The 15,489-nt window shown below is 72.2% G+C and carries 20 protein-coding genes; 8 read left to right on the top strand and 12 right to left on the bottom strand.

Annotated elements, in window-relative coordinates:
* Positions 1 to 475, bottom strand: a 475-nt coding sequence (locus tag GSF22_RS18900; RefSeq protein WP_208814952.1) for a formate dehydrogenase accessory sulfurtransferase FdhD, incomplete at its 3' end; no start/stop codon positions are given.
* Between the two features lie 78 nt (positions 476 to 553).
* On the opposite strand from GSF22_RS18900, the gene mobA reads away from it, so the two are divergent.
* The 4 genes from mobA to GSF22_RS18880 all read left to right on the top strand — a co-directional run bounded on the left by mobA (position 554) and on the right by GSF22_RS18880 (position 3,813).
* Positions 554 to 1,156, top strand: a complete 603-nt coding sequence (gene mobA / locus GSF22_RS18895) for an NTP transferase domain-containing protein (RefSeq protein WP_208814951.1) — start codon at positions 554 to 556, stop codon at positions 1,154 to 1,156.
* Complete coding sequence (locus GSF22_RS18890; RefSeq protein WP_208814950.1) at positions 1,153 to 1,410, top strand: DUF6457 domain-containing protein; 258 nt, start codon at positions 1,153 to 1,155, stop codon at positions 1,408 to 1,410. The genes mobA and GSF22_RS18890 overlap by 4 nt, the downstream gene beginning before the upstream one ends.
* 94 nt (positions 1,411 to 1,504) lie before the next feature.
* Positions 1,505 to 2,608 carry a T3SS (YopN, CesT) and YbjN peptide-binding chaperone 1 gene (locus GSF22_RS18885; RefSeq protein WP_208814949.1) on the top strand — a complete coding sequence of 368 codons (1,104 nt, stop codon included), beginning with the start codon at positions 1,505 to 1,507 and terminating at the stop codon, positions 2,606 to 2,608.
* Between the two features lie 35 nt (positions 2,609 to 2,643).
* Positions 2,644 to 3,813 carry a UDP-N-acetylglucosamine--N-acetylmuramyl-(pentapeptide) pyrophosphoryl-undecaprenol N-acetylglucosamine transferase gene (locus tag GSF22_RS18880; protein WP_208814948.1) on the top strand — a complete coding sequence of 390 codons (1,170 nt, stop codon included), beginning with the start codon at positions 2,644 to 2,646 and terminating at the stop codon, positions 3,811 to 3,813.
* A 21-nt stretch (positions 3,814 to 3,834) separates the two neighbouring features.
* Here GSF22_RS18880 and GSF22_RS18875 read toward each other — a convergent pair whose 3' ends face one another.
* Positions 3,835 to 4,293 carry an Lrp/AsnC family transcriptional regulator gene (locus GSF22_RS18875; protein WP_208814947.1) on the bottom strand — a complete coding sequence of 153 codons (459 nt, stop codon included), beginning with the start codon at positions 4,291 to 4,293 and terminating at the stop codon, positions 3,835 to 3,837.
* Between the two features lie 59 nt (positions 4,294 to 4,352).
* Here GSF22_RS18875 and ddaH point away from each other — a divergent pair, with 59 nt between their 5' ends.
* A complete protein-coding gene (ddaH, locus tag GSF22_RS18870; RefSeq protein ID WP_208814946.1) occupies positions 4,353 to 5,186 on the top strand; it encodes a dimethylargininase in 834 nt (277 codons plus the stop codon).
* A 96-nt stretch (positions 5,187 to 5,282) separates the two neighbouring features.
* On the opposite strand, the gene GSF22_RS18865 is transcribed toward ddaH, so the two are convergent.
* Both GSF22_RS18865 and GSF22_RS18860 read right to left on the bottom strand, forming a co-directional pair.
* Complete coding sequence (locus GSF22_RS18865; protein ID WP_208814945.1) at positions 5,283 to 6,476, bottom strand: ABC transporter substrate-binding protein; 1,194 nt, start codon at positions 6,474 to 6,476, stop codon at positions 5,283 to 5,285.
* An 80-nt stretch (positions 6,477 to 6,556) separates the two neighbouring features.
* Complete coding sequence (locus tag GSF22_RS18860) at positions 6,557 to 7,357, bottom strand: alpha/beta hydrolase family protein (RefSeq protein ID WP_208814944.1); 801 nt, start codon at positions 7,355 to 7,357, stop codon at positions 6,557 to 6,559.
* Positions 7,358 to 7,430: 73 nt separating this feature from the next.
* Here GSF22_RS18860 and GSF22_RS18855 point away from each other — a divergent pair, with 73 nt between their 5' ends.
* A complete protein-coding gene (locus tag GSF22_RS18855; protein WP_208814943.1) occupies positions 7,431 to 8,018 on the top strand; it encodes a bacterial proteasome activator family protein in 588 nt (195 codons plus the stop codon).
* Between the two features lie 121 nt (positions 8,019 to 8,139).
* On the opposite strand, the gene GSF22_RS18850 is transcribed toward GSF22_RS18855, so the two are convergent.
* The 3 genes from GSF22_RS18850 to GSF22_RS18840 all read right to left on the bottom strand — a co-directional run bounded on the left by GSF22_RS18850 (position 8,140) and on the right by GSF22_RS18840 (position 10,752).
* Positions 8,140 to 8,967, bottom strand: coding sequence for an HAD family hydrolase (locus GSF22_RS18850; protein ID WP_208814942.1), 828 nt, complete (start codon positions 8,965 to 8,967; stop codon positions 8,140 to 8,142).
* Positions 8,967 to 9,788 carry an HAD family hydrolase gene (locus GSF22_RS18845; RefSeq protein ID WP_208814941.1) on the bottom strand — a complete coding sequence of 274 codons (822 nt, stop codon included), beginning with the start codon at positions 9,786 to 9,788 and terminating at the stop codon, positions 8,967 to 8,969. Before GSF22_RS18845 ends, GSF22_RS18850 begins: the two co-directional genes overlap by 1 nt.
* 193 nt (positions 9,789 to 9,981) lie before the next feature.
* Positions 9,982 to 10,752: a hypothetical protein gene (locus GSF22_RS18840; RefSeq protein ID WP_208814940.1), complete on the bottom strand. Its 771-nt coding sequence runs from the start codon at positions 10,750 to 10,752 to the stop codon at positions 9,982 to 9,984.
* Between the two features lie 118 nt (positions 10,753 to 10,870).
* Here GSF22_RS18840 and GSF22_RS18835 point away from each other — a divergent pair, with 118 nt between their 5' ends.
* Positions 10,871 to 11,218 (top strand): metallopeptidase family protein, encoded by a 348-nt coding sequence (locus tag GSF22_RS18835; RefSeq protein ID WP_208814954.1) that lies wholly within the window; start codon positions 10,871 to 10,873, stop codon positions 11,216 to 11,218.
* A 70-nt stretch (positions 11,219 to 11,288) separates the two neighbouring features.
* Positions 11,289 to 12,011, top strand: coding sequence for an AIM24 family protein (locus tag GSF22_RS18830; RefSeq protein WP_208814939.1), 723 nt, complete (start codon positions 11,289 to 11,291; stop codon positions 12,009 to 12,011).
* Positions 12,012 to 12,114: 103 nt separating this feature from the next.
* Here the strand turns inward: GSF22_RS18830 and pheA are convergent, their stop codons facing one another.
* The 5 genes from pheA to GSF22_RS18805 form a co-directional block, all read right to left on the bottom strand.
* On the bottom strand, positions 12,115 to 13,071 hold the full coding sequence (gene pheA / locus GSF22_RS18825) for a prephenate dehydratase (protein ID WP_208814938.1): 957 nt from the start codon (positions 13,069 to 13,071) through the stop codon (positions 12,115 to 12,117).
* A 10-nt stretch (positions 13,072 to 13,081) separates the two neighbouring features.
* A complete protein-coding gene (locus tag GSF22_RS18820) occupies positions 13,082 to 13,627 on the bottom strand; it encodes a hypothetical protein (protein WP_307804107.1) in 546 nt (181 codons plus the stop codon).
* A 105-nt stretch (positions 13,628 to 13,732) separates the two neighbouring features.
* Positions 13,733 to 14,122, bottom strand: coding sequence for an ACT domain-containing protein (locus GSF22_RS18815; protein ID WP_208814937.1), 390 nt, complete (start codon positions 14,120 to 14,122; stop codon positions 13,733 to 13,735).
* 92 nt (positions 14,123 to 14,214) lie between these two features.
* Positions 14,215 to 14,670: a hypothetical protein gene (locus GSF22_RS18810; RefSeq protein ID WP_208814936.1), complete on the bottom strand. Its 456-nt coding sequence runs from the start codon at positions 14,668 to 14,670 to the stop codon at positions 14,215 to 14,217.
* Between the two features lie 178 nt (positions 14,671 to 14,848).
* A partial coding sequence (locus tag GSF22_RS18805; RefSeq protein ID WP_208814935.1) for a hypothetical protein occupies positions 14,849 to 15,489 on the bottom strand: 641 nt, incomplete at its 5' end.

The raw sequence follows: 15,489 nt of genomic DNA, 5'->3' as shown, positions 1-15,489 counted from the left end.
GGTCCGGCAGGCTGGCCAGCACGGCTGCGTCGACGGTGAGCGGGTCCTCCGCGACCGGGAACCGCGACCGGGTACGCACGGCGTCGATGCTCGCCTTGCCACAGACCCCGCAGGAACTGGTGGTGTGGAAGTTACGGGTCGGGTCCACGTCCGGGGCCGGCACGCCCGGAGCCAGCGTCACGTCCACCACGTTGTAGGTGTTGGGGGTCTCCGCACCGGCGCAGAGCTGTGCGGTCAGCACGTCGTCAGCGGTCCGGACGATCCCCTCGGTGAGCAGGAAACCGAGGGCGAGGTCGAGGTCGTCGCCCGGGGTACGCATGGTCACGGTGAGCGGTCTCCGCCGCCCCGGTCCGGACGGGCCGACCCGGATCTCCAGCGGTTCCTCCACGCTGAGGGTGTCCGGCCGGCGTACCGACGACCGTGCACCGGCGAGGTCGATCCGTACCACGCTGCGTCGGTCAGTGGCCCGTCCCATTCCACCATCCTGCCCCGCTACCGCCCCGGGACGCCGACAGGGCGGCGCAACCGGGGCCGACGCGACTAGGTTGATCGCGTGACGGGGTACGCGGCGGTGGTGCTCGCGGGCGGGGCCGCCCGACGGATGGGTGGTACCGACAAACCGGGACGACTGGTCGGCGGGCTCGCCATGCGGGACCGGGTGTTGACGGCGGTGGCCGACGCCTGGCCGAGGATCCTCGTCGGGCCGGCCGCCGGGGTGCCGGCCGGGGTGTGGGTGACCAGGGAACGCCCTTCCGGTGGCGGGCCGGTCGCGGCGACCGGCGCCGGGCTGACGTTGCTGGACCCGGCCAGTCGGACGGTGGCCCTGCTCGCCGCCGACCTGCCCCTGCTGACCGGGGCGGCGGTGGCCGTACTGCGGAAGCGCCTGGCGGCGGACGACGGCCCGGACGGGGTCTGCTACGCCGACACCGACGGGCGCCGCCAGCCGCTCTGCGGGGTGTGGCGGGTCGCGTCGTTGCGGTCGGCCGTGCACCGGCTCCGCCAGGACCGGGCCGGTAGCCTGGCCGGCGCGTCGATGCGGTCGTTGCTGACCGGTCTGACCGTGGTCGACGTGCCCTGGCGGGAGGCCGGGCCACCACCCTGGTTCGACTGCGACACCGAGGACGACCTGCGCCGGGCGGAGGAGTGGACACGATGACGACGATGGACGAGTGGGTCGCGGCGGCCTGCGCCGAACTGGACATCGACCCGGGTGAGGCGGCGGTACCGGTGGTGCTCGACCTGGCCCGGGACGTTGCGCACCAGGTCCTGCGGCCCGGCGCACCGGTCAGCGCGTACCTGCTGGGGCTGGCGGTGGGGCGGGGGGCCGATCCGGTGCGGGCTGCGGCGCGGCTGACCGCGCTCGCCGCATCCTGGCCCGACCCGCCCCCGACGACCGGTGACCGGGCCTGATCAGAAGTTACGCCGGTCACTGTCCGATCCGGGTCCGGACTGATTCGTCACCCGCGTGACGTGGGTAGGGTGTGCCTGACGGACGGAGGCGATCATGACGGCAGACCACCCCCTGCCCGCGCACGGACCGGCCGGGAGTGAACCGGGCCAGCACGAGTCGATCCTGCTCGACGAACCGACCACGGCGGATCTGCGGGCGAAGGTGACCGAGGCGTGGCAGGAGTTCGCCCGGGCGCTCGCCGCCTGCCTGCGTGGCCTGCCCACCGGTGCCCGGATCGAGCTGACCCTCGACCCCACCGCCTCCGGTACCGGCGACGCCGTCTACTCGGTCGGCGTCGACGCCGCCGGTGACGGGCAACTCGGCGCGCGGGCGGTCGGTAACGCCCTGCTCCCCGAGGGTTTCCGACTGGACCGCTCGGCGGTGGCCGACATGGTCGCGCTGGGCTGGTCGCCGCCGGGGGTCGTCCAGGGCTCGGGCGACTACTTCGGGCTGACCAGCCCGGTCACCGACGCCACCCGGCTGGCCGCCGTCGTCGCCCGTACCCTGCGGGACGTGTTCGGCGCTCCCCACCCGGCCTTCCTGGTGTACCTGGTGCAGGACGCCGAGGGTGAACCGGTGGAGGGGGAGCCGCTCGGTACCGCCCGACCCGAGGCGGGCGCACCACGCGACATCGAAGCCGACCTGGACGACGCACTGACCGCCGCCCGGGTGGCCGGTGCCGGTGGCGCCGACGTGCTCCCGCTGGAGGAGCAGGTCCGGATGGTCGTCTCCACGATGTTGAAGTCCGGCGCCGACCAGCTCCAGGTCGACTCGGACGGGGACATCAACATCCGCGCGGGATCGGCGATGGTGTTCGTCCGGGTCCGCGACAATCCTCCGCTGGTGGACGTCTTCTCCCCGGTACTCACCGAGGTCGAGCCGACCGAACAGCTCTACGTGAAGCTCTCCGAGCTGACCAACCGGATGCCGATCGGCCGGCTGTACTGCACCGACGACACGGTCTGGGCCTCCATCCCGGTCTTCGGTCGCAACTTCCAGCCCACCCACCTGATGCTCGCCGTCCAGGTGATGACCGGGCTGGCCGACGAACTGGACGACCGGTTGCACGGCGAGTTCGGCGGCAAGCGCTTCTTCGGCGAGGGGGACAAGCCGGCCAACCGTGGTCCGGGCGAGCACCGGACCGGCATGTACCTCTGAGCATCCCTCCTGCTGCACGACGGAAAGTGACGACGATGGCGGTCTACAGCGCCCAGCGGCTGCACCGGCTCCGGGTGGTGGTCACCGGCGGTGGTACCGGTGGGCACACCTACCCGGCCCTGACCACGATCCGTACCCTGCGCGCCCGGCTCAGCGAGGCGGGTACCGAACCCGACCTGCTCTGGGTCGGTGTCGAGCACGGGCTGGAGGCCAGGATCGCGGCCGAGGAGGGCATCCCCTTCCGGGCGATCACCACCGGCAAGCTGCGCCGGTCCCCGAATCTGCGCGAGTTGGGCCGCAACGTCGCCGACGCGTTCCGGATCCCGCTGGGCCTGTTGCAGGCCGTGTCGATCGTGGTACGGAACCGGCCGGCGGTGGTCTTCTCCAGCGGCGGTTACGTCTCCGTGCCGATCGGGATCGCCGCCTGGCTCACCCGCCGACCGCTGGTGATGCACGAGCAGATCCTCACCCTCGGCCTGGCCAACCGGATCCTGGCGATGGTGGCGACCCGGATCCTGCTCAGCCACCCGTCGTCCGTGGAGCACCTGCCGGCGCGGGCCAGGAAGCGGGCCGTGGTCACCGGTAACCCGATCCGGCCCGAGGTGCTGGCCGGCGATCCGGCCCGGGGGTTCGCCGCCCACGGGCTCGATCCCGAACTTCCCCTGGTCTTCGTCACCGGCGGGGCCCAGGGCGCGGTACAGGTGAACGACCTGGTCGCGCAGATCCTGCCCGACCTGCTCAACGAGTGTCAGGTGCTGCACCAGTGCGGCGGCTACTCGCTGGACCGGATGCGCCAGGTCGCCGCCGCCCTGCCGCCGCACCTGGCCCACCGCTACCGGGTGGTCGACTACGTGCACGGCGAACTGCCGGACGTGCTGGCCGCCGCGTCGATCGTGGTGGCCCGCAGCGGTGCCGGTACGGTCGCCGAGCTGACCGCCCTGGGTAAGGCGTGCGTGTTCATCCCGTTGATCCCGACCGGCGGTGACGAGCAGCGGCGGACCGCCCGCCACCTGGCCGAGGCGGGCGCCGCCCGGGTGCTCGCCGGCCCGGAGGCCACCCCGGAGAACCTCCGCAACGAGGTGCTCACCCTGCTGCGTGAACCGCAGTGGCGGGAGCAGTTGGCGGAGGCCGCCCGGCAGCACGGTCGTCCGGACGCCGCGGCGGCGGTCACCCGCGAGCTGATCGACGCGGCCCGGGAGGGCTGAGACCGCACGCACCGGTCCGGCTCAGCCCGGAGCCGGTACCACGGTCGGCGACTCCACCAGCCGGGACAGCACGATGGTGCTCCGGGTGCTGGTGACGAAGGGTTCGGCGCGGAGTCGTTCCAGCGCCTGCTCGAGGTGGGCGATGTCGGCTGCCCGCAGGTGTACCAGCGCGTCCGCCTCACCGGAGACGGTGTAGGCGCCGACCACCTCCGGGTGCCGGCGGGTGGCGACCCCGATCTGGGCCGGGGTGGTCCGTCCCGCGCAGAACAGCTCGACGAACGCCTCGGTCGTCCAGCCGACCGCCGCCGGATCGACGACCGCGGTGAACCCCTTGATGACCCCGGCTGACCGTAACCGGTCCACCCGTCGCTTGACCGCCGGCGCGGAGAGGGAGACCCGCGCTCCGATGTCCGCGTACGACGCGCGGGCGTCTGCCACCAGCGACGCAATGATCCGCTGGTCCACGCCATCTATCTGCAATGTTTCGCCTCCCGGAAGCAATGCTTGTGGCTGTTACTGACGTTGTACCGTACCTACCCTTGGTTTCCGTGAGCCAGCAGCGAGTGCCGCGAAAGCGGACATATCTCATGTGCCCGCCCGAGCACTTCACCGTCGAGTACGCGATCAACCCGTGGATGGACACGTCTGTCCCGGTTGATCCCGACCTGGCGGTCAAGCAGTGGGACCGCCTGCGCGAGACCCTGGTCGGGCTCGGCCACACCGTGCACGTGCTGCCCGCGCAGCCCGGCCTGCCGGACATGGTCTTCGCCGCCAACGGTGCCTTCGTGGTGGACGGTACCGTCTACGGCGCCCGGTTCAAGCACGAGCAGCGGGCCGCCGAGGCCGCCGGGCACCGGGCCTTCTACGAGTCGCAGGGCTGGCAGTTCATGGCCCCCACCGAGACCAACGAGGGCGAGGGCGACTTCGCGTACGTGCCGGACGCGCACGGCGGCCTGATCCTCGCCGGGTACGGCTTCCGTACCGACCCCGCCGCGCACGCCGAGGCCCAGGAGGTGCTCGGCCGGCCGGTGGTCTCGCTGCGCCTGGTCGACCCGCGCTTCTACCACCTGGACGTGGCGCTGGCCGCGCTCGACGACGGCAACATCGTCTACTACCCGGGTGCCTTCTCGGTGGCCTCGCAGCGGGTGCTCGCCCAGCTCTTCCCGTACGCGGTGCTCGCCGACGACACCGACGCCCTGGCCTTCGGCATCAACCTGGTCAGCGACGGCTACCACGTGGTGCTGAACCACGAGGCGACCGGGTTGGCGCACAAGCTGGCCGCAGTGGGGTACCAACCCGTTCCGGTGGAGCTGACCGAGGTGCGCAAGGGTGGTGGCAGCGTGAAGTGCTGCATCGCCGAGCTGCGCCACTGAGGTAAGCCTCTGAGGCAAGCCCCTGAGGCAGGCCTCTGAGCCACCCCACCGAAGCAAGCCCATCGAGCCACGCCACGGGCTGGCCCGGCGACCGGGTCAGCCCAGCGTGGCCAGCTCGTTGACCAGGACGTTCGACAGCAGTCGACCGTCGGGCTGGACCTTGCGCAGGTACCACTTCTGCTGCGGGGTACGCGGCTGGTTGAACTGCCAGGGACCGCGCGGACTGTCGATCTGGCCGACCTTGCCCAGTGCCAGGTTGACCTGCTGGGAGGTGGCGGTCGGGCCGGCCAGCCGGATGGCCTTGTCGAGCACCTGTGCGGCGTCGTACGACGCCATCGCGTAGGTGGTGGGCGAGGTGTTGTGGGTCTTGCGGTAGGCCGAGGCGAACTTCCGGTTCGCGGCGTTGTTCAGGTCGGCGGAGTAGTTCAACGAGGTCATGATCCCGGTTGCCTCGGTCGGACGCAGTTCGCTGAGCACGCTCCCCTCGGTGAGGAACCCGGGGGCGTAGATCTCCTTGCGGTAGCCGGCGGCCCGGAGCTGCTTGATGAACTGCACGGCCGCCGGTCCCGCGTAGAAGCAGAAGACCGCGTCGGGGTTGTCGCGGAGCGCCTGGTTGATGCTCGCCACGTACGCGCTCTTGCCCGGGTTGGTGAGGAACTCGGTCCAGATCGTCTCCCCGGCGATCCTCGGGTCGGACGCGCCGAAGCCCTCCCGGAAGCCCTGCACCGCGTCCCGGCTGCCGAGGTTGTCCGGGGCGATGATCGCGACCCGGCTGCTCTTGGGCAACTGCTGGGCGACGTACGGGCCGAGGGCCCGGCCGGGCTCGTCCAGCACGTACGACGTACGCCAGATGTAGACGACGCTCTGCAACGACTTCGGTGAGGCGTTGGAGCCGACCAGGGGTACCCGGGCCTGCTCGACGGTGTCCCGGATACCGACCATGGCGGTCGAGTTGACCACGCCGGTGAGCGCGAGGACGCCCTGCTTCAGCAACCCGTCGACGGCGGCCTTACCGGTCTGCTCGGTCTCGCCCTCGTCGGCGGTCAGCAGGGTCACCGGTCGCCCGCCGAGTTGCCGGCCGTTCAGGTCGAGGAAAAGCTGGAAACCGTTGAGGATTTCGTCGCCGATGGATTTGTAACCACCGGTCTGCGGGGCGATAAGACCGATTCTGATCGGCGACCCGGTAGCGGTCTCCTCGCTTGCCGGGTTGCTGCCGCAGGCTGCGGCGAGACCCGTCGTACCGAGCGCGGCCAGCAGCTTCAGGGCCCGCCTGCGGTCCATCTCCGACACCGATCATCCTCCCACCGCTGAGCTGGGCCGGATCGCCGCCCCCTCGGCGTTCTACCTGGTCGGCGACGCTGCGTCAATGGTTAGTGATCGCTGTGCAGGGACTCCAACGCCTTTGTCACCGTTGGCCAGGCCATTGATGTTGGATCAATTAGCCCGAAATGTTCGCAGTCCGGTAATTCGATGAGGGTGGTTTCCGCACCGGCTGCACGATTTGCCGTTACATACGCCCGGCTCAACATGATCGGAACCTGTTCGTCGCGCACCCCGTGCACGATTACCGTACGTGTCGAATTGGGTACCGAGCTGTACGGGTCGGCGACGGCGTACCGGTCGGGTACCTCCGCCGGTCCGCCCCCCAGCAGCGCAGCCACCGCACCACCGTCCAGATCCAGCCGGTACGCCTCGGCCAGATCGGCCACCGGGGCCAGCGCGAGCACGCCCCCGACCCGGGACGGCGCCGTCGCGGCGGCGTGCAGCGCCAGATGGCCACCTGCGGAGTGTCCGAGCAGGATCGGTGGATCATCGGTGGTCGCCCCGGGAAGCGCCCCGCTCACCAGCGCAGGCAGGGCGGCCACCCCGGCCCGGACGTCGTCCAGGGTCCCCGGCCAGCCGCCACCGGGGGCGCCGGTCCGCCGATACTCCAGTTGGGCCACCGGGTAGCCCCGCGTGGCCAGGTCGGCGGCGAGCGGCCCGGTGTGGCCGCGGTCGTACTCCGACCGCCAGAAGCCGCCGTGGATCACGATCACCAGCGGACGCGGGGAACCGGGCCGGCCGGCGGGGCGGCGCAGGTCGGCGATCTGGTCCGGGTGCCCGCCGTACGCCACCGTGACGTCCGGTGGCGGCGCGGGCCGGGTGAGTACGGCACGGGGGTCGGCGGCCATGGCCGCGACGGTACCGCGCCCCGCTGGACTCCCGGCGAGCGGCGGGTCCACGGGTTGCGCCAAGATTGGGGGTATGACCGAAGCCCCACGCAATCCCGAGCAGCACGACGAGCCCGACCGGCAGGGCACCGGCACCGTGGTGGTCGTCGGTCCGGACGGCCGTCCGGTCGGCACCGTGCAGACCGACGAGGTACACGGCGAGGACCCGGCCCGACTGATCGAGCAGCCCGCCAAGGTGATGCGGATCGGCAGCATGATCAAGCAGCTGCTGGAGGAGGTCAAGGCCGCGCCGCTGGACGACGCCAGCCGGGGCCGGCTCCGCGAGATCCACGAACGGTCGATCGTCGAGCTGAAGGAGGGCCTCGCCCCGGAGCTGCGGGACGAGCTGGAGCGGCTCTCCCTGCCCTTCACCGAGGAGAACGTACCCACCGAGGGTGAACTGCGGATCGCCCACGCGCAGCTCGTCGGATGGCTGGAAGGGCTCTTCCACGGCATCCAGGCCGCGCTGGTGGCGCAGCAGATGGCGGCCCGGGTACAGCTCGAACAGATGCGCTCCGGGGGCCGGCAGGCCCTGCCCAGCGGTCCGGGCGGGATGATCCCCGGCATGCCGGGCGGTCCGCCCTCGGCCGGCGAGTCGCACAGCACCGGCCAGTACCTCTGACGCCCGGTACCGGGTGGGCCCCGACCCGCGCCGCGACGCGGGCGGGTCGGGGTCGCCCCGCCGGGGCCGGGGCTCAGAGCGCCCGGCAACAGGACTTCCACCGCCCTGCTGCCGGGCGCTCCTACCAGTCCAGCGCGTCCAGGTAGGCGGCGACGCCGTCCTCGTCGTTGGACCGGGCCACCTCGTCGGCGATCTCCAGCACGGTCGGGTGTGCGTTGGCCACCGCCACCGCCCGGCCGGCCCAGGTCAGCATCGGCAGGTCGTTCGGCATGTCGCCGAAGGCCAGCACCCGGTCGGCCGGCACGCCGTGCCGGTTGCAGAGCCAGGCCAGCCCGGCCGCCTTGGTCACCCCGGCGGCGGAGATCTCCACCAGACCCGAGTACGTCGAGTGCGTCGCCTCGGCCAGCCCGGCCACCGTTGCCGACACCAGCTTGATGAAGACCTCGGGTTCGTGTTCGGTGGGCCGGGCGAGCAGCTTCACCGCCGGTACGGCGTGCAGCTCCTCCGGTGACGTGAAGGCCCGGATGAGGTCCGGGTCGCTCTCCCACCGCAGCGGGAAGGGTGCCTCGTGCCGCATCTCCCGACTGTCGGTGATCTCGACCGCGAAGCACACCCCCGGTACCGCCGCCCGGAGCCGTCGGGCCACCTCGGCGAGCAGGTCGGGGGAGAGCGCGTCGGCGCGCAGCACGGTGTCGGTGAGCGGGTCGTACACCACCGCGCCGTTGGCGCAGACCGCCGGCACCGGCTCGGCGAGCTGGTCGTACACCAGCTTCAGCCAGCGCACCGGACGGCCGGTGACCAGCACCACGCGGTGACCCGCCGCGGTGATCCGGCCCAGTACCTCCGCCGTGTACGGACTCACCGTGCGGTCCGAACGCAGGAGCGTGCCGTCGAGGTCGGTGGCCACCAGCCGAGGCGCGGGTGGTGAGCTGGCCGGAGTGGTTCCCATCAGCGGGAGAGTAGTCGATCCAGGAAGACCGCTACCCCGTCGTCGTCGTTGCGCAGGGTCACCGCGTCGGCGGCGGCCCGGACCGCCGGGTGGGCGTTCGCCACGGCCACCCGGTGCCAGCCGGCCCACTCGAACATCGGCAGGTCGTTCGGCTGGTCCCCGAAGACCAGCACCTCGGTCGGGTCGACCCCGAGCGACTCGGCGACCACGGTCAGCCCGGTCGCCTTGTCCACCCCCGGCGGGGAGATCTCGACGAAGCCCAACCCGGCCTGGGTGAGGGCCGCCATGTCGGCGGGCACGATCTCCCGGGCGGCGGCCAGCAGTTCGTCCACGTGCCGGTCCGTGGTCCGCGCGAACGCCTTGATCACGTCGTGCGAGAGACATTCGGCGCGACTGCGGCTCTCGAACAGGGTCGGGTACGGCCAGCTCGCGTCGAAGTCCCCCCAGAGCGGCGCGTCGTGACCGTCCAGTGCCTCGACCATCACGGTCAGCGGGCCGAACTCGACCTCCAGCTTGCTGATCAGCTCGGCCAGCACCCCGGCGGACAACCGCTCGTCCCGGAGCACCACCGGACCGGTCGGGTCGCGCTGGTCCACCACCCGGCCCCCGCCGGCCATCACCAGGAAGTCGGCCGCCCGGATGTCGTTGCGGGTCAGCTCGGTCAGTCGGGGGCCCCGGCCGGTGGCCGCCACCACCGGGACACCCGCCGCCCGGACCCGGTCCAGGACCTGGTGGGTGTACGCCGAGACCGTGTCGTCGCTGCGTACCAGCGTGCCGTCCAGGTCGGTGGCGATCAACTTGGGCAGTCCGGGGCGGGTCATGGCTCCTCCTTCACCCGCCGCCCGCGCACGCCGGCCGTCTCGCTCGTCCGTAAGGGTCAACGCGTGACGACGGGGAGCAACCGTACCTCGCAGACAACGCCGCAACCATGACTTTCCGGCGAACCGGGTGACAACCCCGGATGGCCGGTACGGGCGGTGCCCACCGGCCCGCAGGCGGGTCCGAGCCGGTTGCTCAGCGCCCCGCAGGAGGGTCCGGGCGGACGAACGGGTTGGTCGGCTCCACGGTCAGGTCGGCCGGTCCGGCCGGTACGTCGTCCGGCTCCGCAGCCGCCCGCCGACGGCGCCAACCGCCGGTACCGGTCGCAGCGGGCAACGGGTCGGTCTGACCGGTACCCGCCGAGACCGGTCCCTCGTCGCCGTCCGCCCCGGAGACGGGCGGACCGTCGGCGCGGTACGCGGCGAGACCGAGCAGCACTGCGGCGACGAAAGCCATCATCAGCCCCCGCCCGTACTCGATCCGGAAGCCGTCGTCGGCCGGGTAGAAGAGCCGTCGCTCGGCGGCCTGGTCGAGCGCGAGGGCGGCGGTGGTCAGCAGGACGAGCAGACCCCCGGCGAGCGTGAGGGCCAGTACCCGGGCATTGTGCCGGGCCCCCCGGGAGCCGGCGAGGACCAGCGCCACGCAGCCGGCCAGGGCGAGCAGCCCGATCAGGTACGCCGTACCGAAGTTGCCGACATCGGAGACACCGGCCGGTACCCGGACCGTCTCGGTCGCCTCCGGCCCCGAGTTCGGCACCGTCATCACCGACCACTCCCCGGCCAGGCTGGCGAAAGCGGCCACACCTCCCAACCCGGCGAGCACCAGCGGCAGCCGCCGGTCCCGGGCCAGGGCGGTCCACCGGCTCTCCGGCTGGTCGGTACGGTTGCCGGGGTCCGCACCCCAGGTCAGCACGGCCGGTTCGTCGGCGCGGCTGTCCTGTCGGGGTACGGGGGGATCCTGGGACATCGGTCGCCCTTCCGGTGGGCCGGCACTCCGCCGAATCATGACACAGCAGCCGATGGTCGGGCGGCGGGCGCAGACCGCCCGTCGGGGCGGTGGATCGGGCAGAATCGTCGGCGTGCCGGTGGAGATGAGTCGCGAGCGTTTCGAGGAACTGGTCGCCGACGCCCTCGACGAGGTGCCGGAGGAGTTGCTCCGCCTGATGGACAACGTGGTCATCCTGGTCGAGGACGACCCACCGGAGGACGATCCCGACCTGCTCGGGCTCTACGAGGGGCACGCGCTGACCGAGCGCGGCTGGGACTACGCCGGGGTGCTGCCCGACCGGATCTTCATCTACCGCCATCCGATCCTGCGGATCTGTGACGACGACGCGGACGTGGTGGACGAGGTCGCGGTGACCGTGGTGCACGAGATCGCCCACCACTTCGGCATCGACGACGACCGGTTGCACGCCCTCGGCTGGGGCTGAGGCCGGTTGCCGCTCCTTGCGCGACGTGCCTACCCTCGGGCCACTTACGCCGATCGGGAGGCACATTCAGATGCGCAGCGCGCTGTTCTCCGCAGAGAACCTGGAGAAGGAGTCCACCCAGCCGGGGATGCGGCTGCAGAACTCCAAGATGTTGAAGATCGAGCTGAACGGCGAGGCCATGGCCCGGGTCGGGTCGATGGTCGCGTACCAGGGCCAGGTGCAGTTCCAGGCACTCGGCTCGGGTGGGCTCGGCAAGTTCCTCAAGCAGAAGCTGACCGGCGAGGGCGTCCCGCTGATGAAGCTCACCGGCCGCGGTGACGTCTTCCTCGCCGACCTCGCCTCGGACGTGCACATCATCGACCTGGAGCCGGGCGACGCCCTCTCCATCAACGGGTCGAGCGTGCTCGCCTTCGACTCCACCCTCCAGTACGACATCAAGATGGTCAGCGGCGCCGGGATGATGTCCTCGGCCGGGCTGTTCAACTGCGTCTTCACCGGGCACGGCCGGATCGCGATCACCACCAAGGGCACCCCGGTGGTGCTGAACGTGGACGCCCCGACCTACGTCGACCCGCAGGCGGCGGTCTGCTGGTCGGCCAACCTCCAGGTCGGCTACCACCGGGCCGAGCAGCTCGGCATCGGTACGCTGCTCGGCCGGCGCACCGGTGAGGCGTACACGATGAGCTTCGCCGGGCAGGGCTTCGTGGTGGTCCAGCCCTCCGAGGAGCCGCCGGTGGCGGGCTCCGGGCAGCAGGAGCAGCAGGGCGGTCTGCTCGGTGGCCTGCTGAGCTGAGCACTCCGGTGGCGTCCCCGGCCCGGTGCCGGGGGCGCCACCGCGCCGCTCGTACCCGGTCGGCTCAGCCCAGGTCGGTCCGTTCAGCCCGAGCCCGGTCGGCTCAGCTGAGTTCCCCGGCCCGCAGCCGGGCGAGCCAGGCCACCGCGTCGGCATAGTCGGCGTCCGACAGGCCGGCCGGCGGTGGCACCGGCTGATCCGCCGCCGGGGTGTTCCACCGGTGGCGGGGATAGGACCCGAGGAACCGGACGTCCGCACAGACCCGGCGCAATCCCTGCAACGCCTCGCCGAGCCGGACGTCCGCGACGTGGCCGGTGCAGTCGAGGAAGAAGACGTACCGGCCGAGCGCCTCACCGGTCGGGCGGGACTCGATCCGGGTCAGGTTGACCCCGCGTACCGCGAACTCGGTGAGCACCGCGAGCAGCGCACCCACCCGGTCGTGGGCGATGTAGACGGCCAGCGAGGTGACGTCGTCGCCGCTCGGTGGCGGTGGCGGCCCCGGCCGGGTGACCAGCACGAACCGGGTGACCGCGTCCGGATGGTCGGCGATCTTGTCGGCGAGTACCGCCAGCCGGTGCCGGGTCGCCCCGATCGGCGCGCAGATCGCGGCGTCGTGCTGCCCCTCGGCGGCGGAGATCGCGGCGGCGGCGTTGGAGAGCACGTCCACCACGACCGCGTCCGGCAGGTTGTCCCGCAGCCAGCCCCGGCACTGGGCGGACGCCTGCGGATGGGCGGCGACGCTGCGGATGTCGGCCAGCGTGGTGCCCGGCCGGGCGGCGAGCAGGAACTGCACCGGCAGCACGATCTCCCGGGTGATCGTCAGCGGGGCACCCTCGGCGAGTTCGTCCAGGGTGACCGGCACGGCCCCACCGATCGAGTTCTCCAACGGTACGACGGCCGCGTCGGCATCCCCGGCGCGTACCGCGTCCAGCGCCTCCGGAACGCTGCGGGTGGGGGTACGGCTGCCCCGCTCGGCGGCCGGGATGGTGCGTAACGCCTGCTCGGTGAAGGTGCCCTCGGGGCCGAGGTAGACGAACCGGGTGGGCGGTGTGCCTGGCATGGTTGCCAGCCTACGCACCCGGGCCGAGTCCGGTGGCGGCATCACAGGCCAGGGCCCGAATGCCGGACGGGGCCAGGGTACGCACCTCGATGGTGCAGACGTCGGTGCCGGCGGTGACCAGTCTGAGGGCGTCGGCGCGGCCCCGGGACACCATCTCCAGCGCCTCGTGCCCGGTCACCTCGACCACCGCGTACTGCCACCCGTCGGCGCAGAGCGGTCCCTTGGCGACCTTCGCGCGCACCCCGTCGGGCAGCAGACCGTCGGTGCGCCGGAGCAGCCGGACCACCTGGTCGGCACTGGGCCCGGTGCGGCACGGGCCGGCGTTCTGGTCGGCGGGTGTGGGTACCGGTGGGAGGGTGGACGTCTGTGCCGTCGGTGCCGGTACGGGCACGGTGGGTACGGTCGGCGGGGCGGACGTCGCCGGCAGTGCGCCGCTGGTCGGCTCGCGTAGCTCGGGCGGGGCGCCGCAGGCGGTCAACGGCAGCACCACGCCGAGCAGGGCGCCGACGAGCACCAGCCGGGGGTCCAGCAACGGTCGAGGGGTGATACGCGGCACGAGCCGGATCCTTGGGATAGGTGGGCGTCGTTGTCTTCGGTGGTCCGGCCGGCCCGGATGCGCGGCCGGACCTATCGTAGAGCCTGAGGAGCGTCGATTGGCAGGTCAGGTGGCGACCCGGTGGCCGACGTTGGTCAGGGTGCCGATCGCCTCGGCCAGGCGGACCGTCGGCACCAGCACGTAGTCGGTGTCGTACGTGGAGAAGGCGAGAATCTCCACCCGGGCCTCGGCGAGCGGGGTGACCAGGGAGGCGAGCACCCCGGTCAGGGCCAGGTCCAGCGGGCCGACCACCCGCAGGCACCGCCAGGGCGTCTCCACCGTGGCCCCCTCCGGCACCCGACCGGCCGGGCAGATCAGGGACAGCCCGTCCGGGCTGGCGGCCAGGGAGGCGACCTCGGTGCCGCTCAGGTCGCTCAGCAGGCCGGTCGGCACCGGTGTGCCGCTCGGGATCCGGCACACGGCGTACTCGTCCGGCAGCAGAGCGATATCCAGCATGAGGGCACCTTACGGTGAGCGGCGGCCTGCCGTTTACCTCTGCCGGTGCGGTCATCGCCACAGCCGGCCCCGCCACACCTCCGGGCGGGGGTTCAGACCTCCGAGAAGAACGTCAGCGAGCCGGCCACCGCGCCGTGTACCAGCACCGGGGTGGAGATGGCGTCCACCGTGGCGTCCGGCCCGCCGGGCGTACCGGCCCGGACCCGGAGCAGCCCACGGGCGAGCCGGCCGGAGGAGAGGGCGAGCAGCGGGGGGATCTTGTCCACCTCCTGCTCGGTCAGCTCCGCCCGGGCAGCGGTGAAGTCGAGCAACCGCAGCCCGCCCTTGAGCAGGGGGAGCCCGACCACCTCGGCCGGTGTGCCGAGGCCCAGCAGGGTGCACGCCGCCGTGGACACCGCGTCGACCCGGGTGTCCCGATCGATCAGCAGGCACGGCTCAGCGGCGTGGCGTACCGTCGCTGACCACTGGGTCAGGCTGTCGGTGGGTTCCGTCGGTGGGTGGACCGCTGGCGCGAGCACTTCCGTGAGCGAGAGTTCGACGTGGGCCACCGCGCCTCCTATGCACACCAACGGTGAACTCCACGCTAGCCGGTAGTGACCGTACCGGGCCACCCCGTGACACTGCGGCTTCCTGCCTCCGGCCGGGCCGGCTCTCCGCGCGGCAGCGGTCGGAGGCAGTGCGGCGTACTGTCGGGCTACGCCCCCCGCCAGCGTGGCGCCGGTGACGTTACCGGTGGCTCGCCCGCTTGTCAGCGGCCGTTCGGCCGTCCTCGTACCACCGGTAGTCGGCCGCCGGACGGTACGAGCCGTTCATCCAGGTCGACGGATGCTGTGCGACCCGGGAGAGCTTCTCGGCGGTGGCCGGGCTGATCCGGTTGCCGCCCGCGACCAGCAGGCGGTCCAGTTCGCGGTGCGTCGCGACGAGGCAGTCCTTGGGCAGGCCGTAGACGCTGATGTCGCCCGAACCGACGAAGGTGAGCACCGGCGTGACCGGGATGGGCATGCCCACGGCGGCGGTGAGCGCCTTGCTGGCCCGCTTCGCGTCGCGGCGGGCCTCGGCGACGTACGCCGGGCGCTTGCCGTTGATCTGCACCACGTCCCCGGCGACCAGCACCCGAGAGCGGCCGTGGTCGGCGATGGTGACCGCGAAGAGGCCGCTCGGGCCGATGGCCAGGAAGCCCGCCCGGTCGTGCTGTCCACTGCGGTCGAGGTCCAGCAGTTGGGCGTCCGGGTCGGTCCGGGGCCACTCGACCACGTGCCAGGACGGCCCGAGGTGGTCCAGCTGCCCGATGGCCCGGGCACCGGCTGCCTCCACCCGTCGGGCGCCGCGTTCGGCGCGGCGGCGGCGGGCCCACTCCAGCGGGGTGG

It is taken from the genome of Micromonospora echinofusca (genome assembly GCF_017614955.1).
GTDB lineage: Bacteria > Actinomycetota > Actinomycetes > Mycobacteriales > Micromonosporaceae > Micromonospora > Micromonospora echinofusca_A.
Note: the sequence above shows the minus strand (reverse complement) of the source record. Positions and strands in the feature narration are given on the sequence as shown.